The organism is Novosphingobium sp. BAM6 (assembly GCF_057784955.1).
The window spans coordinates 105,058-129,526 of record NZ_JBYNTR010000003.1 but is presented as its reverse complement, the minus strand read 5'-3'; the positions used below and the strand labels follow the sequence as shown (position 1 = coordinate 129,526).

General features: G+C 65.0%; 15 protein-coding genes. 3 read left to right on the top strand and 12 right to left on the bottom strand.

The genetic code is table 11. The annotated features are described in order from the left end of the window. Positions 1–53: 53 nt before the first annotated feature. A complete protein-coding gene (locus AC3EC3_RS12425; RefSeq protein ID WP_488489932.1) occupies positions 54–2,339 on the bottom strand; it encodes a beta-glucosidase family protein in 2,286 nt (761 codons plus the stop codon). Positions 2,340–2,480: 141 nt separating this feature from the next. Then, entirely contained in the window at positions 2,481–4,985 is a 2,505-nt protein-coding gene (locus AC3EC3_RS12420) for a TonB-dependent receptor (RefSeq protein ID WP_488489931.1), read from the bottom strand. Between the two features lie 157 nt (positions 4,986–5,142). On the opposite strand from AC3EC3_RS12420, the gene AC3EC3_RS12415 reads away from it, so the two are divergent. Together AC3EC3_RS12415 and AC3EC3_RS12410 are read left to right on the top strand one after the other, a co-directional pair. After that, the gene (locus AC3EC3_RS12415; protein ID WP_488489930.1) at positions 5,143–6,360 is read left to right on the top strand and encodes an MFS transporter; all 1,218 of its coding nucleotides are present in this window, start codon (positions 5,143–5,145) and stop codon (positions 6,358–6,360) included. Beyond that, complete coding sequence (locus tag AC3EC3_RS12410) at positions 6,351–7,370, top strand: LacI family DNA-binding transcriptional regulator (protein WP_488489929.1); 1,020 nt, start codon at positions 6,351–6,353, stop codon at positions 7,368–7,370. Before AC3EC3_RS12415 ends, AC3EC3_RS12410 begins: the two co-directional genes overlap by 10 nt. Positions 7,371–7,406: 36 nt before the next feature. Here the strand turns inward: AC3EC3_RS12410 and AC3EC3_RS12405 are convergent, their stop codons facing one another. The 6 genes from AC3EC3_RS12405 to AC3EC3_RS12380 form a co-directional block, all read right to left on the bottom strand. Next, positions 7,407–10,331 (bottom strand): TonB-dependent receptor, encoded by a 2,925-nt coding sequence (locus AC3EC3_RS12405; RefSeq protein ID WP_488489928.1) that lies wholly within the window; start codon positions 10,329–10,331, stop codon positions 7,407–7,409. Between the two features lie 119 nt (positions 10,332–10,450). Further along, complete coding sequence (locus AC3EC3_RS12400; protein ID WP_488489927.1) at positions 10,451–11,968, bottom strand: glycoside hydrolase family 27 protein; 1,518 nt, start codon at positions 11,966–11,968, stop codon at positions 10,451–10,453. A gap of 106 nt (positions 11,969–12,074) precedes the next feature. Continuing rightward, positions 12,075–13,499 carry an amino acid permease gene (locus tag AC3EC3_RS12395; RefSeq protein WP_488489926.1) on the bottom strand — a complete coding sequence of 475 codons (1,425 nt, stop codon included), beginning with the start codon at positions 13,497–13,499 and terminating at the stop codon, positions 12,075–12,077. A 64-nt stretch (positions 13,500–13,563) separates the two neighbouring features. Further along, positions 13,564–14,220: a GntR family transcriptional regulator gene (locus tag AC3EC3_RS12390; RefSeq protein WP_488489925.1), complete on the bottom strand. Its 657-nt coding sequence runs from the start codon at positions 14,218–14,220 to the stop codon at positions 13,564–13,566. A 59-nt stretch (positions 14,221–14,279) separates the two neighbouring features. Further along, the gene (locus tag AC3EC3_RS12385) at positions 14,280–15,278 is read right to left on the bottom strand and encodes a 4-hydroxyproline epimerase (RefSeq protein WP_488489924.1); all 999 of its coding nucleotides are present in this window, start codon (positions 15,276–15,278) and stop codon (positions 14,280–14,282) included. A 16-nt stretch (positions 15,279–15,294) separates the two neighbouring features. After that, positions 15,295–16,209 carry a dihydrodipicolinate synthase family protein gene (locus AC3EC3_RS12380; RefSeq protein WP_260928118.1) on the bottom strand — a complete coding sequence of 305 codons (915 nt, stop codon included), beginning with the start codon at positions 16,207–16,209 and terminating at the stop codon, positions 15,295–15,297. A gap of 69 nt (positions 16,210–16,278) precedes the next feature. On the opposite strand from AC3EC3_RS12380, the gene AC3EC3_RS12375 reads away from it, so the two are divergent. Continuing rightward, entirely contained in the window at positions 16,279–17,493 is a 1,215-nt protein-coding gene (locus AC3EC3_RS12375) for an NAD(P)/FAD-dependent oxidoreductase (protein WP_488489923.1), read from the top strand. A gap of 20 nt (positions 17,494–17,513) precedes the next feature. Here the strand turns inward: AC3EC3_RS12375 and AC3EC3_RS12370 are convergent, their stop codons facing one another. The 4 genes from AC3EC3_RS12370 to AC3EC3_RS12355 are packed head-to-tail and all read right to left on the bottom strand — an operon-like array spanning position 17,514 to position 24,335. Continuing rightward, positions 17,514–19,118 carry a family 43 glycosylhydrolase gene (locus AC3EC3_RS12370; protein ID WP_488489922.1) on the bottom strand — a complete coding sequence of 535 codons (1,605 nt, stop codon included), beginning with the start codon at positions 19,116–19,118 and terminating at the stop codon, positions 17,514–17,516. Next, positions 19,115–20,908, bottom strand: a complete 1,794-nt coding sequence (locus AC3EC3_RS12365) for a DUF885 domain-containing protein (RefSeq protein WP_488489921.1) — start codon at positions 20,906–20,908, stop codon at positions 19,115–19,117. The genes AC3EC3_RS12370 and AC3EC3_RS12365 overlap by 4 nt, the downstream gene beginning before the upstream one ends. Next, on the bottom strand, positions 20,905–21,939 hold the full coding sequence (locus AC3EC3_RS12360; RefSeq protein WP_488489920.1) for an Ldh family oxidoreductase: 1,035 nt from the start codon (positions 21,937–21,939) through the stop codon (positions 20,905–20,907). Before AC3EC3_RS12360 ends, AC3EC3_RS12365 begins: the two co-directional genes overlap by 4 nt. Next, on the bottom strand, positions 21,936–24,335 hold the full coding sequence (locus AC3EC3_RS12355; RefSeq protein ID WP_488489919.1) for a beta-L-arabinofuranosidase domain-containing protein: 2,400 nt from the start codon (positions 24,333–24,335) through the stop codon (positions 21,936–21,938). Before AC3EC3_RS12355 ends, AC3EC3_RS12360 begins: the two co-directional genes overlap by 4 nt. Positions 24,336–24,469 lie beyond the last annotated feature (134 nt).

The window sequence follows — 24,469 nt, the reverse complement described above, 5'->3', positions numbered from 1 at the left end:
AACGCCGATCGATCGGCGATCCCGCCCGAACCCGAAGACAGGCAGCGGCGCTGTTATGGCCTGAAGGTGACGGCCGGCAGGATCGCCTTGCCGGTCAAAACCGGATCGTCGGCTGCGCGGTTGACGGAGACCCGATAAGCGCCCGCAGCGCGCGACCACCGGCGTCGTGTCGTGTCCCACGAAGCCAGAATGCGCGGCTCGGCCTGGAGCGTGACATGGCGCGTCTCGCCCGGTGCGAGTTCTATCCGTGCAAATCCCGCCAGCCGGGCAGGAAAGCGAGTGCCCTGTCCTTTTGCCGCGGGCAGCGAGACGTATAGCTGCGGCACGACTGCACCTGCCCGCGATCCGGTATTGGTGACGTCGAAGCTCGCCGCGATCGTAGCCCCTCCCTTCACGCTAAGCCCGGCATAACGGAACTGCGTATAGGACAGCCCGAAGCCGAACGGGAACAGCGGTTTGATCGCTTTTTTCTCATACCAGCGGTAACCGACGTCGGCGCCTTCGGGATAGTCCACCGCGATGGCGAGGGCGGTGGTGCCGCCGCTACTGCCCGCGTTGGAGGCGGCATCGTGCTGGGCGACCTGGGCAAGCCCCACCGGCGCGGGGCGCGGGGCCTGATCGGCGGAGGCCGGGAACGTGATCGGCAGGCGGCCCGAGGGGTTCACTTTGCCGAAGATCACGTTGGCGATGGCTTCTGCCCCGCGCTGGCCCGGATACCACGCCGCGAGCACGGCCGGCACTTTGCCGAGCCATGGCATAAGGACCGGACCGCCGGTCTCCAGAATAACGGCCGTATGCGGATTGGCAGCGGCCACCGTCTCGATCAGCGCGTCCTGATGATCGGGCAGGGAGAGCGAGGTCACGTCCTCTGCTTCGGTGCGCCACTGGGTCGCGAAGACCAGCACGAGATCGGCGCCCTTGGCCGCGCGAGCGGCAGCTTCCGGGTCGCTGCCGTCGATATAGGCGACATCGGCCTGCGGGGCGAGGGCGCGGATGGCCCTGAGCGGCGAGGAGTTATGCCAGGTGATCCGTGCGAACGATGATGCCGGTCCCGACTTCAGCGGAATTTCCACCGGAACGCCTCCGGTTGAGCGGACCTGGCTCGATCCGCCGCCGGACAGCACCCCGACATCGGCATGACCGCCGATCAGCACGATGCGCCGCGCCGTGGCGGCAGCGGGCAGCAGCGCGCCCTCGTTGCGCAAGAGGACGATGCCCTGCTCCTCGGCCTTCTGCGCGACAAGCGCATGGGTGTCGGTGTCGATCGGCTGGACTGTCGAGGGCGAGGGATCGTCGTAGAGACCGCTGGCGATCACGCCGGTCAGGATGTGGCGCACCATCGCATCAAGGCGGGCCTGCGGCACTGTACCCGCAGCGACGGCAGCGCGCAGCTTGTCGCGAAACCAGTCCCCATCGTCGAGTTCGGCGCCGGAATCCTGATCGAGCCCAGCGTTTGCCGCCTTGGCGGTGGAGTGGACCGCACCCCAGTCCGACATGACCCAGCCCTTGTAGCCCCAGTCACCGCGCAGGACATCGGTCAGCAGTTCGTGGTTCTCGCAGGCATGATCGCCGTTGATCCTGTTATAGGCACACATGACCGAAGCAGGGTGCCCGGTCTCGATGCCGATCTCGAAGGCCAGAAGGTCGCTTTCGTGCAATGCGGCCTGGCCGATGCGGGCATCGTAGACCATGCGCCCGGTTTCCTGCGCGTTCAGGGCGAAGTGCTTGATCGTCGAGACGATGTGGTTGCTCTGGACGCCGCGGATCTGCGCGCCGACGAGCGTTCCGGCGAGCAGGGGATCCTCGCCCAGATATTCGAAGTCGCGTCCGCCCCAAGGGTCGCGGGTCAGATTTACGCCGCCCGCCAGCAGCACGTTGAAGCGCTTGGCGCGCGCTTCCGCACCGATCATCGCGCCGCCTTCCTCAGCGACCTGTGGGTTGAAGCTGGCAGCCGTGGCCAGGCTGGAGGGAAGGGCGGTCGCGGTATCGCCGGGGCGCTGGTTGACCTGATTGGCAACGCCAAGGCTGGCATCGCTTTCGCGCAACGTCGGGATGCCAAGACGCGGGATACCCACCATCTCGCCCGCCGAGGGGATGAGATCGTCCGGTGCGCCGGGCTTGCCCTTGGCAAGCGGGGGAAACCATGTGCGCACCATTTGCAGCTTCTCGTCCTGCGACATCGCCGAGACCAAGGCAGCGGCGCGCGCTTCGGGCGAGCGGGTACGGTCCTGCCAGATGGGTGCCGCCTTGGTAGCGGTCTGGGCATTCGCCGTGGCGGACGGCAGAACCTGTCCAAGCACGAGCGCAAGCAGGGGAAGAGCGACGGGAAGGGCACGCATGGAACAGCCTTTCAGGCCGGGCACACGGGGCAGGCTCGGCCGAAACGGGAGGACCGGCAGGCGATTTCTGCGGTCTCGATGGAGGAAGGGAATGCGGCCGCCCACGGGAGGAAAGGACGTGGACGGCCGCATCGGGCTCGCTCAGATCTTGGCGCGCAGACGCACACCCCAGGTCCTGGGCGGCTCGTAGTTGGACATGAACACCGGCGTCAGGCCGCTGGTGGCCCCGGCGACGCTTGCCCCGGTGCGGATACGCTTGTCGGTCAGGTTCTCGACGAAGACTTCCACGCCGTAGCGATCATCGGGTGAGGAGTAGGACAGCCCGAGATCGACCTTGGCAAAGGCCTTCTGTTGGTCGAACCCGGTGCCGAGCAGCCCCTTGCCGGCCTGATCGTCGGCATCGTAGCGCGAGGCGACATCGCCGTTGAAGTAGCTCAGCCAGCTGCGCGTCTCATAATGAACGGTGGCGCGCGGGGTCAGGCGGGCACCGCTGCCGAACAGGAAGTCATGCTCGTAGCTGCCGGTCATCGAGAAGTGCGGAGCGTGGGGCAGTTCGTTGCCCTTCAGGTTCTCGATGGTCGAGCCGTCCGCCTCGACGTTGTAGATCCGGTTGTCGACGGTGTAGAGCGTGTCGAACTCGGTATGCTGGTAGGTCGCGGCGAGGTTCAGACGATCGTTGTCGGTCAGGCGGGCTGCCAGCTCAGCCTCGATGCCCCAGGCCTTGGCGCCCTTGGCATTGGTGGTGATGATCTGGCTGGCGGTGACGTTGCCGGCATCGTCGCGGGTGGTGACGGCCTGGTTGACCTGATAGCCCTTGAAGTCCTCGTAATAGGCCGCAAGGTTCAACGTCGCACGACCGCCGAACAGGCGCGATTTCGAGCCGATTTCATAGTTCGTCAGGGTCTCCGGTCCGGCCAGCAGGCCACCGTCCTCGATATTGCCCGACTTGAAACCGGTGCTGACGCTGCCGTAGACCATCGTCGAAGGCGTTACCTGCATGTCCGCGCGGGCCAGCCAGGTCAGCTTGTGCCAGCTGCCCTTGGTGTCGTTGTTGGAAATGCCCCACAGATCGCCATAGCCCAGTGCCTCGCTTTCGGCATTGAGCGCATCGAGCACGTCGGTTGCGTTGCCCGCGCCGTTGTTGGCGATGTTGAACACGCCGGGAAGGTTCGGCGTCGCGTAGCAATTCGGATTGGCGTTGTTGGGGGCACCGCAATAGGTGATGTTGCGCCCGCCGATGTCCTGCTTGGTATCCTTGGTATAGCGCAGGCCACCGGTCAGGTTGATCCTGTCGGTCGCATGCCACACCGCCTGACCGAAGGCGGCGCGGGAATCGATCTTGCGGTCTGCCTGGATGAAGCTGCCGGCCCAGTTGAATGTGCCGTCGCGATAGCCGTTTCGCTGGTCGATATCGAAGCGGATCTTGTTGACTTCGTGGCTGTAGTAGCCACCCACGATCCAGTCGACGGCATTGGTGCCGGTGGACTTGAGCTGGACCTCGTGGCTCCAGAAGTCATAGCGCGAATAGGCGGTGCGGTTCTCGCCGAACTGGCCGCTGGGCAGGACCAGGCTGCCGGTATCGTCGAGGTAGGGCACATAGGCGCCGCCGTCGGAATCCGAATCCGCCGTGCCGCCCACGCGCGAGAAGCCCGCGATATAGACCGCCTCGATCTTGTCGGTGAGATCGTAGCTCATGTTCGAGCGGATCCCCCACGAATAGCGGTCGGTCTCGGGTGCGGTGTCGACCAGCGCGGACCAGAACTTCTCGCCTGCGCGCGGGGTCTGCATCAGTTGCAGGATCGGGGATCCGGTATCCTTGTACCATTCGCCCGAGAGGTTCCAGTGGAAGCGCCCCAGATCCCAGAGCGCCGAGAGGCGCGCCGAGGTCTGGTTGCCGGCGTCGTACTTCTTGCCGCTGGTGACATAGGCCGAACGGTTGATGCCGGGGACGTCCGGCGCATCCTGATAGTCGATGTAACCGTCGTGACGATCGGTGATGAAGGCAGCGCGCACTGCAAGGTTGTCGGTGACGGGGATGTTGACCATACCCTTCACACCCATGCGGTTGTACGATCCGGCAACCGCCTCGACACTGGCGTGGAAGGCATCGAGCTGGGGCTTGGCGGTAATCAGGCTGATCGCACCGACAGTGGCATTGCGGCCGAACAGCGTACCTTGCGGGCCGCGCAGAACTTCGACGCGCTCCATGTCGTACATCAGTACCGAAGCACCCTGCGCGCGCGGGCTGTAGATGCCATCGACATACATCGCGACTTCGGGATCGGCCACTTCGGTATAGGCGGAATCGTTGCCGATGCCGCGCATCGTCAACAGGATGCCGCCTTGATCGCCCTGCTGGGCGAAGTGCAGGCTGGGCACGAAATCGGCCAGGCCCTTCACGTCCTGCACTTGATTGCGATCCAGCGAATCCTGACTGAAGGCCGAAATCGCGATCGGCGTCTTTTCCAGACTGGTGGCGCGCTTGGTCGCCGTCACGATGATCTCGGCGATCTGGCCATTGTCGGCAGCGGGCGCGGCGGCATGCGGTGCGCCTTGCGGGGCTGCCGTGTCCTGAGCCTGTGCGACGGTGGCGAAAAGCAGGCCGGAGGCAAGCGCCGTGCCTGCGGCAAGTACATGCCGTTTCATTCATCTCTCCCCTGTATGCGCCCGCTTCGGCGGGCTTGGCGGCGTCATGACCCGAATCTGACATCGATGTCAAAATATTTCTGACATCGATGTCGTAAATTTGCACATTGCCGCAACATCGCCTTGCATGGCGCCGTTTGCCGGCTAGGGTCGAACCATGGAGAGCATAGCGGCGACAAGGCAGGAAAACCGGCTGTTCGGGTTGCTTGTGGGCGTCTATCTTGGCGGCGGGGCGATCAACTCCATGGTCAACCTTCTGGTGCCGCGGCTGGCGCTGACCCTCCATCTGAACCATGCCGAAGCGTTGCTGGTCCATTTCGCGTTCTATTCCAGCTATCTGCTTTTCGCGTTTCCGGTGACGCTGCGTTCCATCCCGATGGGCTACATGCGCTCCATTGCGACAGGGCTTGGCATCATGGCGGGGGGCTGCCTCGTTTTCGCGCTGGCCCATGTCAGCCGCAGCTTCGCTGCCGTGCTGGGTTCCTTGCTGGTCATTTCGCTGGGCGTGACGTTCCTGCAGATTTCCGGCAACGCGGTGACGACCGTGTTCCGGCGGGCCGGGGGCATGGCGCCCCGCTATACGCTGCTACAGGCTTTCAATGCGCTGGGAACGGTGCTCGGACCGTTGATCGGCGCACGGTTCATCCTGACCGTGGACGGAGACGTGCTTGGCCCCACGCTGCCGTTTCTTGCAGGTGCAGCCTTGTTTGTCGTGCTTGCCGTACTGTTCAGGCGCAACGCCGCATTGGCGCCGTCGTTGCAGCGCGGCGATGCGCCCACCCCTGCCTTGAGTCGTCTGGCCGCACTGGCGCACAGCTCCTGGATGGGCGCAGGCGTGCTGGCGATCTTCTGCTATGTCGGCGCGGAAGTGACGATCGCGACACTGGCGGTCGAATACCTGATGCGTGCGGATATCGTGAACGCCGCGCCGGTGATGGCCGGGAGCATGGTCAGCCTGTATTGGGGCGCTGCGATGCTGGGACGGTTTGCGGGGGCCTGGCTGGTCCGGTTCGCAGGTGCCGCGCGCCTGCTGGCGAGTGCGGCGCTGGGCGCGGGGGTGCTTGCGCTGTTGGCAGCAGGGCTGACGGGCTGGGCAGGCGCGGTTGCCTTGCTGGGGATCGGCCTGTTCAATTCGGTGATGTTCCCGCTGGCCTATACGCTGGCGCTCCCGGCGGACGAGGGCGATGTGCCGCTCGCCTCGATGCTGTTGTGCATGGCCTGTGTCGGCGGTGCGGTTATTCCGCTGTCGAGCGGTATTATCGCCGATTACGCGGATCTGCGTATCGCGTTGCTGCTTCCGGCCCTATGCTACGGGGTCGTTCTCTGCTTCGCTCTCGCGCACCTGTCGCGCATTCGGAAAATCGCATGGCCGTAACCATCAAGGATGTCGCCGCTCGCGCCGGGGTGTCCGCCAAGACCGTCTCGCGCGTGCTGAATGGCGAGGCCTATGTGCGCGAACCCGTGCGTGAGGCCGTGCTTGGCGCGATCGAGGCGCTTTCCTACCGTCCCAACGTCTTCGCGCGTGGACTGTCGAGCGCGCGGTCCTATCTGATCGGGCTGTTTCTCGACGATCCAACGTGGTCGGGTTACGCCGCCGGTCTGCAACGCGGCGCGCTTCATCGGTGCCGCGCGCGGCATTATCACCTGCTGGTCGAACTGGTCGACATGGAAAAGCCGGGTTTCGAGGCAGAGATGCTGGCGAGCATATCGGCCTTGCGTCTCGATGGCGTGATCCTGACCCCACCGGTCTGCACTCACGAAGGGCTGCTGGCACGGCTGGAGGCGGCAGGCCTGCCATACGTGCGTGTTTCTCCGGGCCAGACGCCGCAGCGCTCGGGCTCGGTGGACATCGACGACGTTGCGGCAGCAGCGGAGATGACCGCCCATCTGATCGCGCTGGGCCATCGCGACATTGCTTTCATCGAGGGTATTCCGGACCATGCCGCCACACCCAAGCGTCGCGCCGGATTCGAGCAGGCGATGCAAGCGGCAGGCCTTGGTGTGCGCGACGATTTCATCGCTACGGGCGATTTCACCGTCAATGGCGGCCGTCTGGCCGGTGAAAGGCTGCTCGCGCTCGATACACGGCCCACGGCGATCTTCGCGAGCAACGACGACATGGCGCTGGGTGTCATGGCGGCGGCGGCCCGGCGCGGGATCGCAGTGCCGCACCAGTTGTCCGTCGCCGGTTTCGACGACAGCTATTCGGCGCAGATCGCCTGGCCGACGATCACCACGATCCGGCAGCCGATCATGGACATGGCCGGGGCGGCAGTCGACATGCTGATCGACCGCCAGTACCGCGACGAGCCGCACGGGCCTCAGTGGAACCGGGTACTCGCTTATGAACTGATCGTAAGGGACAGTACCGCGCCGCCCGCCTGACCGGCAAGGCGGCGCAATCCTGTCAGAGCGGCTGCGTCAGAATATCCGGCGCAGCGACAGCAGCACCGTCCGGCCCATCGGGTCGAGGTAGTCGCTCTGATAGGCGTAGGGCGTCGCGCCGGTTCCGTCGGTAACGTGCTGGCGCTGGTTGAAGATGTTCGTGACCGACAGGCTGACGCGTGTTCCCTTGGCCCATGCCTTGCCGGGGAAGCGGTTCTGCAGGTTCGCGAACAGCCGGTAGTCCAGCTTGAACAGCGAGGAGAAGTGCAGGTCGCCACTACCGGTGGAGGTAGTGTCGCCCACGACCTTGGTCGCGCTCTGCCATGTGCCTTCGAAGCGCATGCCCAGGCCATTGTCGATCACGCCGATCTGGCCCGTCACCTTGTGCTGCGGTGTAGCGCTGCCGGTGATCGTACCGCCGTTGAGCAGGTCGATGGTCTCTCCGTCCTGCGTCAACTGTACATCGTCGCGCAGGATCCACGTGTGATAGAGCGAGGCGAGCAGGCGCATGCCGTTGTCGCTGCCGCCGGAAAACCCGCGTCCACGGAAGCCGCCGGGGCCACCCGGACCGCCGAAACCACCGGGACCGCCCGGCCCACCCGGCCCGCCGGGACCACCGCCCGGCGGAGGGCCGAAGCCGTCTGGCGGAGGACCGTGATCGCCATCGGGCCCACCCGGTCCGCCAAAGCCGTCCGGCGGCGGTCCGCCGGGAGGTCCGCCGAAGTTGTCTCCGCCTTCACCGGGGCGCTGCCCGGTGACAGTGATGTCTCCATCGGGCGGTGACTGGTGATCGTCGTCCGAGGTCGATGCCGCCCTGTCATCTGCGGATTTGCCATCTGCGGATTTCTGGGCGGTGCCGCTGCCGTTCTGCCGCTCTTCCCAGCGTCTGCGCCATTCGCCCGGCCCGCCTGCGCCGGCCCATGGCGGGCGTGCAGGGCGCTTGGGCTTGCGCAGTTCGGCGGAGAGATTGAAGCCCCAGCGCAACTGCTTCACCCGCTCTTCGTAGACATTGATCGGGCGCGCATCGACTTCGGTGAGGTTGCCGTCGGAATCGCGCGTGAAGCGGTCGGGGAAGGCATCTTCGAGCGCTTCGGTGACACCGCCCGGCGAAATGATCGCGTTACGATCGCGGCTGTCGGCGTAGTTGACGATGAAATTGAGCTTGGGCGTGCTCATGATCTGCGCCGTCAGCCCGACCTTGAAGGTGTGACGATCGTCGGCCTTAAGACCGGCATTGCCGCCGGTCACGCTCGTTACCAGCACCGATTGGCCGGTAACGTAATCGTAGACGCGCACGTTGCTGGTGGTGAGGGTAGGATCCGAAAGGTTGGCGACGGTCGGGGCCTGTCGATCCTCGTTCATCGCGGCCACCAGCGAGATCGTCGAGGTCGGCTTCCAGGTCAGGCCGTAACCGAACGTGCCCATGCTGCCGAAGTTCGAAACCTGCGTGACGCCCCCGTTGAAGTTGGCGCTCAGCGTGCCAAGGAAGCCGAGCACGCCGTTCTTCTTGCTGGCGATGGGCAGGTCGACGCTCAGCTTCGCGATGCCGTCGGTGCGGTTGCTGTCCGAACTGCTGATATCGCCATTGCGTACCGAGGTGGAGGACTGCTGGGTGAAATCGCCGCCCATCCGCAGCGAGACGCCCATGTCGCCCGCCGGAAGGCGCAGCAGCTTGCCGAACAGCAGCACGCTGGCACTGCCGGTGTCGTTGTTGGACTTGGCGCGGTTGGTCAGTACCGAACCCAGAAGATCGTTGGGCAGCGTGCCATAGGGATCGACCGAAGTATCGCCTGCGGTGATGTCGTCCTGCAGCGTATCGGTATCGAACCCGGTGCCCGAATGGGTGTCGGTCTCGGTGTGGGTATAGCTCGCGATGGTCGAGAGCTTCCAGCGCGTGTTGAGATCGTAGTTCAGCGTGCCGCCTGCCGAAACCGTCCCGGTGTCGGTGGTCTGACGCAGCGCCTGATTGTTCAGATAGCGGGTGATCGTCGATTCGCTGCCGGTCGTATTGTACGGATTGTCGGCGGGGATCGTCAGATCGCCGGTCGCATAGCCGTCCAGCGCATTGCTGGTCTCGTACGAACCGCGCAGGTTGATCGAGCCGTTCAGCGATCCGCCGAAATCGTGGGCAATGCTGCTGTTGAGCGTGTAGGTGCGGGTCGAGGGTTGCAGCGTGCGACCGGCGCGATCGTCGGCAATGCCGCCGGCCTCGGTCACACCGCTGGTGGAATCGGGCGTGATGCTGCGATCGCTTTCGAGGATTGCGGCCTGCGTCTGAACCCGGCCGACGATGTTCACGCGGTCGTTATCGTGGATCCGCGTATACGTGAATGCGCCCGAGGTCTCGCCCCCGCCGCCCTGCGCGGACATGCCGCCCGACAGGTTGACCGACTTCGAGAGGAAGTGGCGCTTCAGGATGATGTTCACGACTTTCTGCTGCGCGTCGTAGCCATACTTGATGGCCACTTCCTCGGGCAGGATGTCGACGCGCAGGACCGACTCGACCGGCAGGTCGCCGATTTCATTGACGCCCGAAATGCGCTTGCCGTTGACCAGGATGACCGGGCCGCTGGAACTGTCGCGGCCCTGGATCGAGGTGGTCTGGTCGGCGATCTCGTCGAGCAGGTCGTTGATGGAATCGACGCCGTAGCTGGCGATGTCCGCCTGATTGATCTGGTTTTCCGGCGCGATGTCGCCGATCACCGATCCGGGCATTGCCTGACCGGTGACGACGATCTCGTCGGTATCGCCCGGATTGGTCGAAGCAGGCGCGGCTTTCGCCTCCGAAGCCGCCGGGGCCGCAGGCGCATCGGCAGCGTGGGCCGCACTTGCGAAACCACCCGTCAGTCCCAGCGTGCTGGTGCCCAGCAGCAGGCAGAGGCCCAGCGATGGCCGGTTGAACAGGGTGGGGCGGGGCTGCGCGGGCGTTGTCGCTCCTGGCGCGGTGGGCGGGGTCCTCATGAATCGCAGCGCTAAGCCCTGGTGCGAACCCCGCCTATCCTCACTTGGTAAGAAATTGTAATGAACGCGACAGAATTGCGAAATGGCGAGATCCGGCAATTACTTGCCGCCTCCTTCGATCAACGCACCTTCAGCAGTATCGAACCGTGCGCAGGAACCATAAAGCCGGTCGTAGACGGGAGCAGGCTCCTGCCATTCCACAGATCGCGGATCGCGGTGAGTCGGCTCCGTCCGCTATCCATGGCGGCAAGCGTGATCCGGGCGGGCTTGTCGCTACGGTTGAACAGCGCGACCGCGGTCGACCCGTCGGCGAGCGGTTTGCTCCAGATCTCGCTGGCGCCGTCCTTGCGCACGGCATGCCCCTGAATGCCGAGGCGGTCCTGATCTACGGCGATCACCGCACGGTTGGAGAGGATCGCCAAGGCCTCAGGCGTCGTCTTGCGCAGATCCTGTCCCATGAGCAGAGGGGCGGCAGACATCGCCCAGAGCGTCATGTGGGTGCGATACTCGGTCGCATTCATGCCGCCATTGCCGATTTCGAGCATGTCGGGATCGTTCCAGTGCCCCGGCCCTGCCCATTCCGGTTTTCCGTTATGGTCGAAACCGATACGCGCCATATCGGCCCAGGTGTCGGTAATGTCTCCGGTCGTGCGCCACAGGTTGCCGCCGACCGAAACGCCCCACTCGCCCACATCGAAGCGCCCGTATTCACAAAGGCTGTAGAGAATGTCGCGGCCGGTTGCGCGAAGGGCCGCGCCCATCTCGTAGTAGCTGCGCAGGACGCTGTTGCGGTCGTTATAGAACCATTCGCCCGAACACAGGTCGTACTTGAGATAATCCACGCCCCAGGCGGCGAAGGTCTTCGCGTCCTGTGCAACGTGGCCGTAGCTGCCGGGATAGCCTGCGCAGGTCTTTGGACCCTGCGACGAATAGATTCCCAGCTTCAACCCGCGTGCGTGAACGTAGTCTGCCAGCGCCTTCATGTCGGGAAAGCGGCTGTTGGGCTGGAGAACGCCGGATGCATCGCGCTCACCCTGCCAGCCGTCGTCGATATTGACGTAGCGATAGCCTGCATCGCGCAGACCGCTGGAAACAAGATAGTCCGCCATCGCCCGCACCGTGGCGTCGTCGATATGGTCGGCAAAGGCATTCCAGCTGCTCCAGCCCATCGGCGGCGTTCTGGCCAGACCATTGGGCGCAAGCACATGCGCCTGCGGCAGTTCGGTCGCATGGAAGGTGCGCGCGGCAGCCTCCCCGGTTGTGCCGCGACGGCCGTCTTCTTCATGATCGGCGTACCAGATCTTGCCCTTCAGATGGACCCCGCCACCGGCAAGCCTTGCCGTCCACACCTGCGTCGGCGCCTTGGCATCGTTGATGTTGCGCATGGTGAAGCTGAGCATGTCGCCCTCGCGATGCACCTCGGACATCGGCATGGCACCATACCAGGCGGTGGTGACGGTACCGGAGAGGTGTCCGCCATCGTCTGACACCTGCATCATCGTCACACCGGGATAAGACGGCGCGCCGTCAAATATCCAGGTGCCCGCAAAGGCATCGGGCGTGGCCTGTGCCTGCACGGCGGCAGGGGTGAAAGCTGCGCCGATCAGCGCGAAGAAGGCAAGCAAGGTCGATCGCACAAGCATGGTCCTTGTGTTCGGGATGGTGTTCTCGATGCCGCCTTGGCAGCGGCGAACTTGGAAGGAAGTCTGCACCGGAGAGTAACTGCGCTCCGGCGCAGGAAGCTTACTCGGCTGGAACGGGCGCTGCCCCGGTGCGCAGCAGGCTGTTGCGACGGCCATAGAGGAGGTAGACCGCCAGCCCGATTGCGTTCCAGATCACAAACCGCTCTATCGTTGCCTGGCCGAGGCTCACCAGCAGGTAAAGGCAGCCCAGGATCGTCGCGGTGCCGACCACGTAAGGGGCGGGGCAACGGAACAGGCGGGCGACATCGGGGGCGCGGCGGCGCAGGATCATCATGCTGGCGCCGACCGATACGAAAGCGATCAGCGTCCCGGCATTGGCCATCTCGGCGATCTCGTCGAGGCGGAAGAACCCGGCAACGAGAGCAACGGTGATACCGGTGATCGCGGTGATCAGGGTGGGGGCGCCGGTGCGTGGGCTGACGCGCGCAAGTGCGCGGGGCAACAGGCCATCGCGCGCCATGACGAAGAAGACGCGGCTCTGGCCGTACATCATCACCAGAATGACCGAGGGCAGGGCGATCACTGCCGCCAGTGCGATCAGGTGTGCGGCCATCGGCTGGCCGAGCGTGCGCAGGACAAGGGCGAGCGGCTCGGGCGAATTGCCGAGCGTGACATAAGATATCGCGCCGACGGCGGCGATGGCGACCAGCATGTAGATGCCGGTGCAGACCACCATCGAACCGACGATGCCGATGGTCAGATCGCGCCCCGGATTCTTCGCTTCCTCGGCAGAGGTCGCCACGGCGTCGAAGCCGTAGAAAGCAAAAAACACGATGGCGGCGGCGGCCATCACGCCGCGCTTCTCGCCCAGCATCTCGGTGGACGAAAAGCCATAGGGCATGAACGGATGGAAGTTCGCAGCCTTGAAGGCCGGAAACGCCATCGCCACGAAGATCGCCAGAGCCACCAGCTTGATGACGACGAGGATGATGTTGAGCGTCGCACTTTCGCGGGTTCCGGCGATCAGCAGGCCCATGACGGCCAGCGCAACGAGCACGGCAGGCAGGTTGATGATACCACCCGAATGGGGGCCGACCAGCAGTGCGTGCGGCAGTGTGACGCCTGCAGACTGGATCCAGCCCACCAGATAGCCCGACCAGCCAACGGCCACGGTGGAGCAGGCCAGCGAGTATTCGAGGACGAGGCTCCAGCCCACGATCCAGGCGATGCTCTCGCCCATCGCGGTGTAGCTGAAGGTATAGGCGCTGCCTGCCTGCGGGATCATCGTCGCCATTTCGGCATAGGCGAGCGCGGCACAGGCACAGACGGCTCCGGCGACGGCAAAGGCCAGGATCACGGCGGGACCGGCCCGTTCCGCGCCCACGCCGGTCAAGGTGTAGATGCCGGTGCCGACGATCGCCCCGACGCCAAGGGCGATAAGGTGCGGCCAGCTCAGGGTTTTCTTCAGCGTGTGTCCGCTACCCGGCGCACCGGGTATGGCAATGGCTTTGCGTGGTCCGAGCAAGACTAAATCCCCTGTTGTTATGCGCCCCCGGTCCTTTTGGACTTCCCCCTCAGGCAGCCTTGTTTCAGGCGGGCGTCGATGTTCCCAGTTCCGCCCGCAGATCGTCGAGCGTGTCGTGAATGTGGCCGCTCAGAAGAGTGGCGGTGCGCTTCTCGTCGCGGGCGAGCCAGGCGTCGAGCATTTCGCGGTGTTCGAGATGCGCGCGGTCCTCGCGACCGGCAGGCTGAAGGTGCGCCACGACGTAGCGCTCGGCCTGATAGGCCAGCTGCTCGATCAGTCGCAGTGTCAGCGGGCGGTGCGAAGGGCGCACCAGCGCCATGTGAAAATCGCGGTTACAGCGCGCGATGTCATCGCCATCGCCCTGCGTCGCCTTGTCGAGCGCCTCGAAGGCGGCGACCGCCTCGGCCTGTTCCGCCTCGTTGGCGAGCAGTGCGCCGCGTCCGGCAGCGCGCGGCTCCATGTCGAGGCGCAGTTCGTAGATTTCCTCTGCCGCTTCGAACGACATCGGGCGGATCGAATAGCCGCGATTGGCCTGGCTGGTGAGCAGGCCTTCCTGTTCCAGCCGCGCGAGGGCCTCGCGCAGCGGGATCTTGCTGACCCCCAGTTCACCTGCCAGCGCGTCCTGACGGATCACGCTGTCGGTCGGCAATTCACCCGAGACGATGCGGTTGCGGACGATCTCGAGCACCTGGTCGGACAGAGTGCGAACGACGATGCTCATGGGGCTGCTCCTGAAAAGTGCGCCCTCCGCCGGTTTCTCCGCATCGGTTAGGCGTCGTGTCACGTAACCTGAAACCCCTTCCAGAAAGGTTCGTCCCGATCAATCCAAATGGTGTTGAACCCGGTTGAGAATGCCGATCCTTCCACAGATGGGACGATTGCAGGCAGGTCGGCCAGCTGGGTTTCCTCTTCCACGCGTCCGATGAAGCGGCTGCGGATGAAGCTTTCATGCACGAACGTATCGCCCGCCTTGAGTCGCCCCGTACCGTGCAGGTGCGCCATGCGCGCCGAGGTGCCGGTGCCGCAGGGGCTGCGGTCGATCGCCTTGTCGCCGTAGAATACGGCATTGCGACCGTGCGCGTCTTCGGCAGAAGGTGCATCGGCCCACAGCACATGGCTGACCCCGCGAATGGTCTCGTCGAGCGGGTGGACCGGCTCGTAGACCGCGCGGACGGCTTCGCGGACCAGCGGGCTGAGCGCGAGGATGCGTGCCGCGCCAAGGTCATCGAGGCCGGTGTAGCCACCCTGCGGTTCGACGATGGCGTAATAGTTGCCGCCATAGGAGACATCGACGGTCAGCGGCCCGAAGCCGGGTACGTCGATCTCGATGCCGGTTTTCGCGAGGTAGGCAGGCACATTGCGGATACGCACCGATGTGACCTTGTTGCCTTCGCTCGTATAGGCAAGGTCGATCACGCCTGCGGGCACTTCGGCGCGGACCCGGCCCGGCGTGGCAGGCTGGATAAGCCCGTGCTCCAGCCCGAAGGTGATGAGGCCGATCGTCCCGTGCCCGCACATCGGCAGACAGCCCGATGTCTCGATAAACAGGATGCCGAGGTCGCAGTCGTCACGGGTGGGCGGGTAAAGAAACCCGCCCGACATCATGTCATGTCCGCGTGGCTCGAAACAAAGCCCCGTGCGGATCCAGTCGAAACGGGCCAGGAAATCCTGGCGCCGCTCCGACATGGTCGCGCCCTTCAGCAGCGGCGCGCCTCCTGCAACCAGGCGGACCGGGTTGCCGGCAGTGTGACCGTCGATGCAGAAGAAAGTGTGGCGCATCCGCATTATTCCTCGATCAGGCCGGTTCGCGAACGGGCAGGACCGGACGGGTCGCTGCGGCCTGTTCGACCATCGCGATCACTTCGGCGCGGCGTGCGCCTTCCAGCGGCAGGCGCGGCGGAAGCACGCGCTCCGAACCACGGCCCATGACCTGCTCGGCCAGCTTGATCGACTGAACCAGATCGTGCTCGGCATCGAGGTGAAGCAGCGGCATGAACCAGCGGTAGATCGCCATGGCCGTTGCCACATCGCCGCGCGCGAAGGCTTCGTACAGCTCCACCGATTCGCGCGGGAAGGCGTTGGTGAGGCCGGAAACCCAGCCCACGGCGCCGAGGAACAGGCCTTCCAGCGCCACGTCGTCCAGACCGGCCATCAGCGTGAAGCGATCGCCGAACTCGTTACGGAAGTCGGTGAAGCGACGGGTGTCGGGCGCCGATTCCTTGACAGCGACGATGTTCGGTACGTCGACCAGTTGCGAGAGCACTTCGGCGTCGATCACCGTGCGGTAGGCCGGCGGGTTGTTGTAGAGCATGATCGGCAGGCCGACCGAAGCGGCCACGGTGCGGAAGTGGTGCACCAGTTCCTTCGCCTTGGGCACGTAGACCATCGGCGGCAGCAGCATGAGGCCGTCTGCACCTGCCTTTTCGGCGGCCTGAGCATAAGCAACCGCGCGGTTGCAATCGTACTCGGAAACGCCGGTGACGACCGGCACGCGCTTGTCGGCGGCCTCGACGATGGCGGTCAGAACCTTGACCTTATCATCCATTTCGATCGAGTTGTTCTCACCCACGGTGCCCAGCGCGATCACGCCATGGATGCCGTCCTTGATGAGATTGTCCACCATGCCTTGCGTTGCCGCGAGATCAATCGAGAGATCCTCACGCAGCTGCGTGGTCACTGCGGGAAATACACCCTTCCAATTTACCGTCATGAACCCCAGCCTTATGCTTGATACTTATACCGTATACGATATTAGAAATGTCCTGACAAGGGGACTCTCATGAAAACTGCAATCGTCATCGGTGGCGGAATCGTTGGACTTGCAAGCGGTCTGGCGCTTTTGGAAGCCGGGTTCCAAGTGAAAATTCTGGAAGCGGATGCAAAGCGTGGCGCTGCATCGTGGGGCAATGCCGGACACATCGCGACCGAGCAGGTCGAGCCGCTGGCCTCACCGGAATCGCTGCGCACGTTTCCCCGGCGGCTGTTCCTGGCAGGCGGGCCGCTGGCAATGCCGCCGCGCGAGATTGCGACATGGCTGCCGTTCGCACTGCGCTTCGTTGCGGCAGCCCGCGCGTCCCGTTTCCGTGAAGGCACCGAGGCACTGCGTCCGCTGATGGCAGCAGCGCTTCCGGCATGGCGCGAACTCGCCAGCGGGCTGGGCGATTCGGGCCTCCTGCGCGAGACGGGACATTTCGTCAGCTGGCAGGACGATGGTCGTGCGGCGAGCGGCATTGCCGGGTGGCAAGCGGCGGATACCGGCACCGCGTGCGTTCTTGGTGCGCGGCCGGAGGATCTGGGCCGCCTCGCAATGCTTGCACCGGGCACGCGCGGCGCGGTGCGCTTCGAAGGCAGTGCGAGCATTGCCGACCTTGACGATCTGCGCCGCGCACTCGAAGCGCGGCTGATGGCTGCGGGCGGTACGCTGGAGTTCACGCGCGCAACACTGTCGGAACGCCACGGCTCGGCGCTGGCCAACGACGAACGTGCCGATCTTGTCCTGGTGGCGGGCGGCGTCGGTTCCGGGGTATTGTTGCGAGGGCTTGGGCACAAAGTGCCGATCCTTGCCGAGCGCGGCTATCATGTCCGCGCCGATGCGCCGGACTGGCCGGCAGATATGCCCCCGGTCGTCTATGAGGATCGCAACATGATCGTCACACGCTATCGTTCGTGCGTTCAGGCCGCCAGCTTCGTCGAGTTCGCGCGCGAAAATGCCCCTGCCGACCCGCGCAAGTGGGAGCGGCTCGAACGTCATGTTGCAGCGCTGAATCTGCCGATTACCGGGCCTTTCCAGCGCTGGATGGGCGCGCGTCCCACGCTGCCGGATTACCTGCCTGCGATCGGACGTTCGGAGAAGGTGGACAACCTTGTCTATGCGTTCGGCCATCAGCATCTCGGCCTGACGCTGGCGCCGATCACGGCGCGGATCGTCGCCGATCTGGCGTGCGGGCGCGAGAGTGCCATTCCCCTCGCGCCCTTCGATCTTTCGCGCTTCTGATGCTTCGCTGGGCCCGCCGCTCAATCGCAGGCGGCGGGCATGTCCCTTGGAGCAGATGTCGGGAGTGCGGCTTTCGGGCTCAGCACTTCCCATTCCTGCACACCGAACGCGGCGTTGCTCTTGCCATCACTGGAGGCGGTGAGCACCGCGCGCAGGCAGCGTGTGGTGACAGCCGGGAAGGCGACGCTGTCGAACCCGTCCACGCCGGTCGGATATTGCCCTGGTGTCAGGATCGGTTTCCACGCGCCCTTCTGCCAATAGAACAGCTGCCATGCGGCGGGCGGGGCCACGCCTTCGCCCGAGCCTGCGGGATGATCGGCGAAGAAGTGCATCCGTGCGTCGTTGACCGTCACCGGCTTGGCCCAGCGATATTCGAGCCATTGTGTCCTGGGATTGTTTGGGGACCAGCTTCCCCACATATCCGGCGGCAAGGGGTTGTCGCGCACGATCCCGTCGTTCAGCGCCTTGATCCAGTACTGCAACGGCACCGGACTGTTCGAGGCGGTGGCGACCGCTGCGCCTGCGATATTGCGCGTAGGGCTCGGCGGCGGGCCGGGGCGGCGCGTCGGGATGACGGTCTCGATCCGGGCAGGGGTCACGCTGTCGTCGAAGTGCATCTCGTCGATCGCGACCGAGCGGCGGAAGTGGTCGCCGCCCTTCGCATCGGCGGTGTGGTAGACGAGATACCACTTGCCCTTGAACTCGACCGCGCCGGGATGCGAGGTGGTCGACGAAACCGGCCCCAGCGCGATCCCGCGATAGGTCCATGGCCCCATCGGTGAAGGCGCGGTGCCATAGGCGATGCAGGCATGATAGACCGCAGGCGTGCAGGGCGAGGTCGGCCCGGCATTGTTCGCGGCATAGAGCATGTAATAAGCGCTGCGCCGCTTCATCAGCCAGGGCGCCTCGAAGAAACCGGTGAGCCCGGAGCGCCCGGTCGGAACTTCGACTTCCGGCCCCTTGGGCGTCACCATGTCCTTGTCCAGCTCCATCCCGCGAAGCTGGCCGAAGGTGCCCCAGTAGATATAGACCCGGCCATCATCGTCGACGAAGGGGGTCGGGTCGATGTTCTGGATCGCGTTCGCCACCGGCACGCGCTGCGAGATGATCGGGCCGGAAGGGTGGGCATCCTTCCAAGGACCGGTCGGGCTGTCCGCCACCGCGACGCCGATCGCGAACTGGTCCTTCGCGTCGGAATTGGCCTCGATCACCGGGGCATACAGGTAGAGCTTCCCATCGGTGCCTTTGATGATCTGTCCGGCATAGGCGCGATCGGGGGCGGCCCATTTGAACACGTTGTGCGGGGTGGCGATGCGCGGATAATGCATCCAGTTGCCGCTCGCCGGATCGCTGGTGGCGAGCAACTGCCACTCGTTCATGATGAAGTCGTTGACGCCCGCGGGTGCCTGATCGCGCCCGGCGAGAATCCACAACTTGTCATCGACCACCACCGGCGCCGGATCGGCGGAGTAATAGTCTCCATCGGCCATGATCGGGTTGCCGGGGGCGTGGATCGGAATGCCTGATGGCGTATCCGCGTGGAGAGGCGTCAGCCCCGCGCCTGCCAACAGTGTGGCGAGCGCGAGGAGCGGCCTGGTGGTGTTCCGACGGGCGATCACGCTCATTCCTCGTCCGGATAGGGGCCCTTGCCCCCGTCGGCGATGAACTCGTCGGTGCGCGCGGTCAGGACTTCGAGCGGGACCGAGCCGAGCTGGAGCATGGCATCGTGCCAGGCGCGGATGTTGAACTTCTCGCCCAGCGCCTTTTCGGCCCGCGCGCGCTCGTGCTCGAACGCCAGCTGGCCCATGTAATAGCTCAGCGCCTGACCCGGCCAGGCGATGTAGCGGTCCACCTCGGTCTCGATCTCGTGGCTCGAAAGCGCGGTGTTCTCGGTGAGGTACTGCTGCGCCTGCTCGCGCGTCCAGCCCTGCGTGTGGATGCCGGTATCGACGACGAGACGCGCCGCGCGCCACATCTGGTACGAGAGCATGCCGAAGCGATCGTAGGGATCCTTGTACATGCCCATCTCGATGCCGAGGTGCTCGCAATAGAGCGCCCAGCCTTCGCCATAGGCCGAGATGTACAGATCGCGCCGGAACTGCGGCAGATCGGTGTTCTCCGCCGCCAGCGGCATCTGGAAGGCGTGCCCCGGCGCGCTTTCGTGCAGGGTCAGCGCGACCATCTGGTAGTAGGGGCGCGAGGGCAGGTTGTAGGTGTTGACCAGATAGATGCCGGGGCCACCGCGCCCGCCGGTGTAGAACGGCGCAAGATCGTCCGGCACCGGCTTGATTGCGAAGCGGCTGCGCGGCAGACGCCCGAAGTACTGGCTGGCCACGCCGTCGAAGCTCTTGGCAATCCACGCGGCGCGGTTGAGCAGGTCCTGCGGGGTCTTGGGATAGAACTGCGGATCGGTGCGCAGGAAGTGCAGGAAGGCGGGTAGATCGCCCTTGAACCCGGTCTCCTTCATCACGTCGAGCATCTGCGCGTGGATCTTGGCCACTTCGTCGAGCCCGATCTGGTGGATCTGCTCGGGGCTCATGTCGAGCGTCACGAACTCGCGGATCTTCGAGCGATAATAGGCCTTGCCGTCGGGCATGTCATAGGCGGCCAGCGTCTTGCGGGCACCGGGGATATACTCGTTGCGCAGGAAGTCGCGCAGCCTGACGTGGGCGGGGATCACCTGTTCGGCAATGATCCTGGCGGCTTCTGCGCGCAGCGCTGCCTGCTTTTCGGCAGGGATCGTGGCGGGCATCTTGGCGAAGGGCGCGAAGAACATGTTCTTCTGCGGATCGCTGGCGTCGATCACCTGTTGCACGCCCACGTCGCGGCCCTGCAAGGTGATCTGCGGCATCGTGAACCCGCGCTTGAGGCCTGCACGCATGTTGGCGATGTTCTGATCGAAATAGCGCGGGATCTCGCGCATCATCTCCAGATAGTCGGCATACTGCTGCTCGGTCTTGAAGCTGCCGTTGACGGTGTAGCTGAGGTCGCTCCAGAAGCTGGTGTCCGACGTCAGCGGCTTCTCGAACTCGCGATACTTCTGCGCTTCCAGCAGCACGCCGATCTGCTGCTTGTAGACGAGGTAGTTCAGCTGGTTCGCGCGGCTGAGCGTCTTGGGATCGATCGCGGCGAGCTGGCGCTCGGTATCGGTCCAGCGGGCGAGCTTCTCGGCCTGTGCCTTGGGGCCCACGTCGGGCAACTGGAGCTTGGCGCCCGGCGTGTCCTCATCGGGTGCGCTCATCGTCTGGCGCCAGGCGTATTCGGCCTTGTAGAGCGCTTCGAAGCGCTGATCGGCGGTCTGCGGCTTCGTGGCGGTTGTCTTGTGGGCAGGGGCGGCGATGGCTGGGGCTCCGATCGAGAGTGTCGCGGCAAGAGCCATGGCGAGAGCGAAAGTCGAGGCGGGTGTAAAGGTCATGCCTGCTCCAGAAGGGCTTGAATGTCGTCGAGAAGGGCCTGCGGGATATCTACCCCTTCGGCCAGGCTGCGCGCCCGCGCTGCGTGGCGGCGCGAGGAGGGGAGGCGGGCGCCCTGTCCCTCGATGGCGGCGAACATGGCTTCTGCCGCTGCGAAACGGTCGGCCATCAGTTCGCCCATGAAGCCCTGCGGATCGATGGCGATGATCAGTTCGCCGCCGATGGGAGAGCCCTTGCGCCCGTTGTCGAGCGCGAGCGATTCCAGGCTGGTCATGTCGCCGATCAGCGGCCCGCCCAGCAGTTCGACCATGGCCGAAAGTGCCGAGCCCTTGTGACCGCCGAATGTGCGCATCGCCCCTTCCAGAACGGCGGCGGCATCCGTGGTGACGTTGCCGTCTGCATCATAGCCCCAGTGATCGGGCACCGGCTTGCCCGCGCGGCGATGCAGTTCGATGTCGCCGCGCGCGATGGCGCTGGTGGCAAGGTCGAAGACGAACGGCGCCTTGCCGGGGCGCGGCCAGCCGAAGGCGATGGGATTTGTGCCGAACACCGGCCTCGTTCCGCCTTCGGGCGCGACCCAGGCATGGCTGGGCGTCATCGCCAGCACCGCGAGGCCTTCCTCGGCCAGCGCTTCGACTTCGGGCCACAGCGCGGCGAAGTGGACCACGTTGGTCAGCGCCATCGCGGCGATGCCGCAGCGTTTCGCCTTGTGGACCAGCAGTGTGCGACCTGTCTCGAACGGCAACTGGGCAAAGCCGCCCCGTCCGTCCACGCGCACCAGCGCGGTCGCCGGTTCCTCGACCAGCGGCACCGCGTCGGGCACGGCGATGCCCATCGCGACGCTGCGCGCGGCCACCAGCAGGCGGTAGAGCCCGTGCGAGGTACAGCCATCGCGCTCACCCGCGACCATCGTCTGGGCAACGGCGGTGGCGTGATCGGGCGCCAGACCGACGGCGGAGAGCACCCGCAGCGCCAGCGCCCGCACCTCGTCGAGCGGCATCCGCACGGTGGCAGGTGTCATGGTTTCACTCATACCGCCTGTCCTGGCTTTGCCGTGAACAGCACCACGCCGAACACCGGACCGGCACTCTGGCCGTCATGCGGCACGAACTTCACCTTCACCGAGGACTTGCCCTTCACCATCGCCGCCGGGATCGGATAGTCGACGGTGAAGAAGGTGCCGCCCTTGTCGCCCTTCAGCGTTTCGGTGGCGAGCTTCACGCCATCGAGCAGGATGTCGAACGTGCGGTTGCGCTCCTCGCCCCAATAGGTGGCTTCGAGCACCAGCGGCGCCTCGCGGGTCTTCATCGTGAATTCGAAGAAGCCGCCGCTGCGCGCATCGCGCCCGTTGCGACCGCGATAGGTGACGGGATAGGAGATATCCGAGGTCAGGTTGTGATCGCGCTCGGCCTGCATTTCGCCCAGATGCATGACGTCGACCGAACGGGCGGCAACATCGCGCAGGCGGGCCTGCTCGGCGAGGAAACCCGCTTCCTCGGTCTTCCATTCGGCTTCGGTGAAGCGCTTGAAGTAGACCGCGCTGCGCCGGTCGTACTGGCTGTAGAACGGCACGAAGCGCAAGTTGCCGGGGCGGATCACGCCCTGCGTGTCATAGACCGCCCACTGCGGCGAGGCGGCATTGAACCCGGCAACCGGATCGGTACCGACCAGCGCGGGCTCGACCCCGCTGTAGGGTGCCGCGTCCGGCCCGACGTCTCCCAGATCGCCTGCCAGCACCAGCGGGCCGCGCAGGACGGCAACGGTGCGGTCATCGCCCGGCGTCGCTTCCAGTCGCAGGTCGAGCGGGAGGTCGATGGCGATCTCGTCGCCCTGCTTCCACGCGCGGTCGAGGATCGCATAGCCTGCCGTCACCGTGACCGGATAGATCGTGCCGTTGACGCTGACCGCAGCCTTGCCGTTCGCATAGGCGGGCACGCGCAGGGCAATCGCGAAGCGTCCCGGCTTGGCCAGATTGACCAGCCTGATCGTGCTGCGCCCCTCGAACGGATAGCGGGTATCGAGCACCACATCGGCGCCGCGCTGTGCCCAGTGTGCCTGCGCGGGGATGTAGAGATTGACCATCAGCATCGGCCCGCTGGGTGCGTTGCCCTGCCAGAAGATGGAGTCGCCGTGCTTGGCGTGGCTTTCCATGCCTGAGCCGACGCAGCACCAGAACGCTTCCTCGCCCGGCTGCGAGTACCCGCGCGGCGCGCCGGTCATCAGTGGGGTCATATACGTGAAGCCGCCCCAGTCCGGGTGCTGCTGCGCCAGAATATGGTTGAGGTGCGTGCGCTCGTAATAATCGAACAGCGAGGCTTCCGGGCGCCACTGGAACAGGTGCCGCGTCAGCTTCAGCATGTTGTAGCTGTTGCAGTGCTCGCAGGTCTGTTCGGTGATGTGGTGGCTGATCGTGTCGGGTTCGCTGAAGTATTCGCGATCGGCATTGCCGCCGATGACATAGCTGTGATGCCCCGTCACCGTCTCCCAGAAGAACCGCGCGGCGACGGCATCGGCGGGCGTGCCGGAAACCTCGTTCAGGCGCGCAAGACCGATGATCTTGGGGATCTGCGTATTGGCGTGGAAGTTCGCCAGCTTATCTTCCTGAGCCTTCAACGGATCGAGCACGCGGTGATCGTAGATGCGGTTTGCCAGCTTCAGCCAGCGGGCATCGTTGGTGCGCGCATAAAGCTCGGCGATGCTCTCGTTCAGGCCGCCGTATTCGCACGAGAGCATCTTTTCGACCTGCTCGTCGTTCAGCGCGGCGAAGACCTTGTCGATATAGCCAGCCAGACCGATAGCGATCGGCATCACATTGTCGAACCCGCAGTAGGTCTGCGCGTCGAACAGGCCGTTGAACAGCTTGTGCCAGTTGTAATAGGGCACCCAGCAGCCGTTGAGATCGAACCCGCCCGAACGGATATCTCCGGCCATGATCTCCGGGAAGATCTCCTTGCCGTCGACGACGGTGCCGTCCTTGCGCTTGCGGGTGAAGCCCGCGACGTAGCCATCGCCTTCGGCCTTCTGGCATTCGGCCAGTTCGGCGATGATGTAGGCGACGCGGGTGCGGCACTCCGCGTCGCCCGTCTGCGCGTGCGTCAGTGCCAGCGCAGACAAATAATGGCCCAGCGAGTGCCCGGCGATGGTATCGCTTTCCCAACCGCCATAGACCTTGCCCTTGGCTTCCAGCCCGGCATTGGTACGGTAGTTGTGAAGCAACCGGTCCGGCTCCAGCGAGAGCAGGTACTTGAGGTTGGTTTCCACCGCCGTCGCGAAGGGTGAGGGGCGCAGGCGCACGGCATCGAGCGGCAGCGGCTCGGCCTTGGCGGGCAGGCGGGAAAGAGCCTCAAGTGCGAAGGCATCGCCAGCATGGATAAGCAGCGCCATCGTGGCGGCTCCGCCGAGAAGCTGCCTGCGACTGGTGGAAAGCATAACCGTCTCCAGAAATAGATACGGTATACGATCTAGCGCAAATCTCTTGGGCGTCAACGCTGTGGGCCGGTGTTTTTTCGCGGCGAACGCGAACTTGCGGTTGCATCGCGGCCCATCCGCAGGAATGCTGGATG

Bases quoted from the DNA above. Each gene is read 5' to 3' on its own strand.
- AC3EC3_RS12420 (WP_488489931.1), bottom strand. From the start codon at position 4,985: ATGAAACGGCATGTACTTGCCGCAGGCACGGCGCTTGCCTCCGGCCTG.
- AC3EC3_RS12355 (WP_488489919.1), bottom strand. From the start codon at position 24,335: ATGCTTTCCACCAGTCGCAGGCAGCTTCTCGGCGGAGCCGCCACGATG.
- AC3EC3_RS12385 (WP_488489924.1), bottom strand. From the start codon at position 15,278: ATGCGCCACACTTTCTTCTGCATCGACGGTCACACTGCCGGCAACCCG.
- AC3EC3_RS12365 (WP_488489921.1), bottom strand. From the start codon at position 20,908: ATGACCTTTACACCCGCCTCGACTTTCGCTCTCGCCATGGCTCTTGCC.
- AC3EC3_RS12415 (WP_488489930.1), top strand. From the start codon at position 5,143: ATGGAGAGCATAGCGGCGACAAGGCAGGAAAACCGGCTGTTCGGGTTG.
- AC3EC3_RS12425 (WP_488489932.1), bottom strand. From the start codon at position 2,339: ATGCGTGCCCTTCCCGTCGCTCTTCCCCTGCTTGCGCTCGTGCTTGGA.
- AC3EC3_RS12360 (WP_488489920.1), bottom strand. From the start codon at position 21,939: ATGAGTGAAACCATGACACCTGCCACCGTGCGGATGCCGCTCGACGAG.
- AC3EC3_RS12390 (WP_488489925.1), bottom strand. From the start codon at position 14,220: ATGAGCATCGTCGTTCGCACTCTGTCCGACCAGGTGCTCGAGATCGTC.
- AC3EC3_RS12405 (WP_488489928.1), bottom strand. From the start codon at position 10,331: ATGAGGACCCCGCCCACCGCGCCAGGAGCGACAACGCCCGCGCAGCCC.
- AC3EC3_RS12380 (WP_260928118.1), bottom strand. From the start codon at position 16,209: ATGACGGTAAATTGGAAGGGTGTATTTCCCGCAGTGACCACGCAGCTG.
- AC3EC3_RS12410 (WP_488489929.1), top strand. From the start codon at position 6,351: ATGGCCGTAACCATCAAGGATGTCGCCGCTCGCGCCGGGGTGTCCGCC.
- AC3EC3_RS12370 (WP_488489922.1), bottom strand. From the start codon at position 19,118: ATGAGCGTGATCGCCCGTCGGAACACCACCAGGCCGCTCCTCGCGCTC.
- AC3EC3_RS12375 (WP_488489923.1), top strand. From the start codon at position 16,279: ATGAAAACTGCAATCGTCATCGGTGGCGGAATCGTTGGACTTGCAAGC.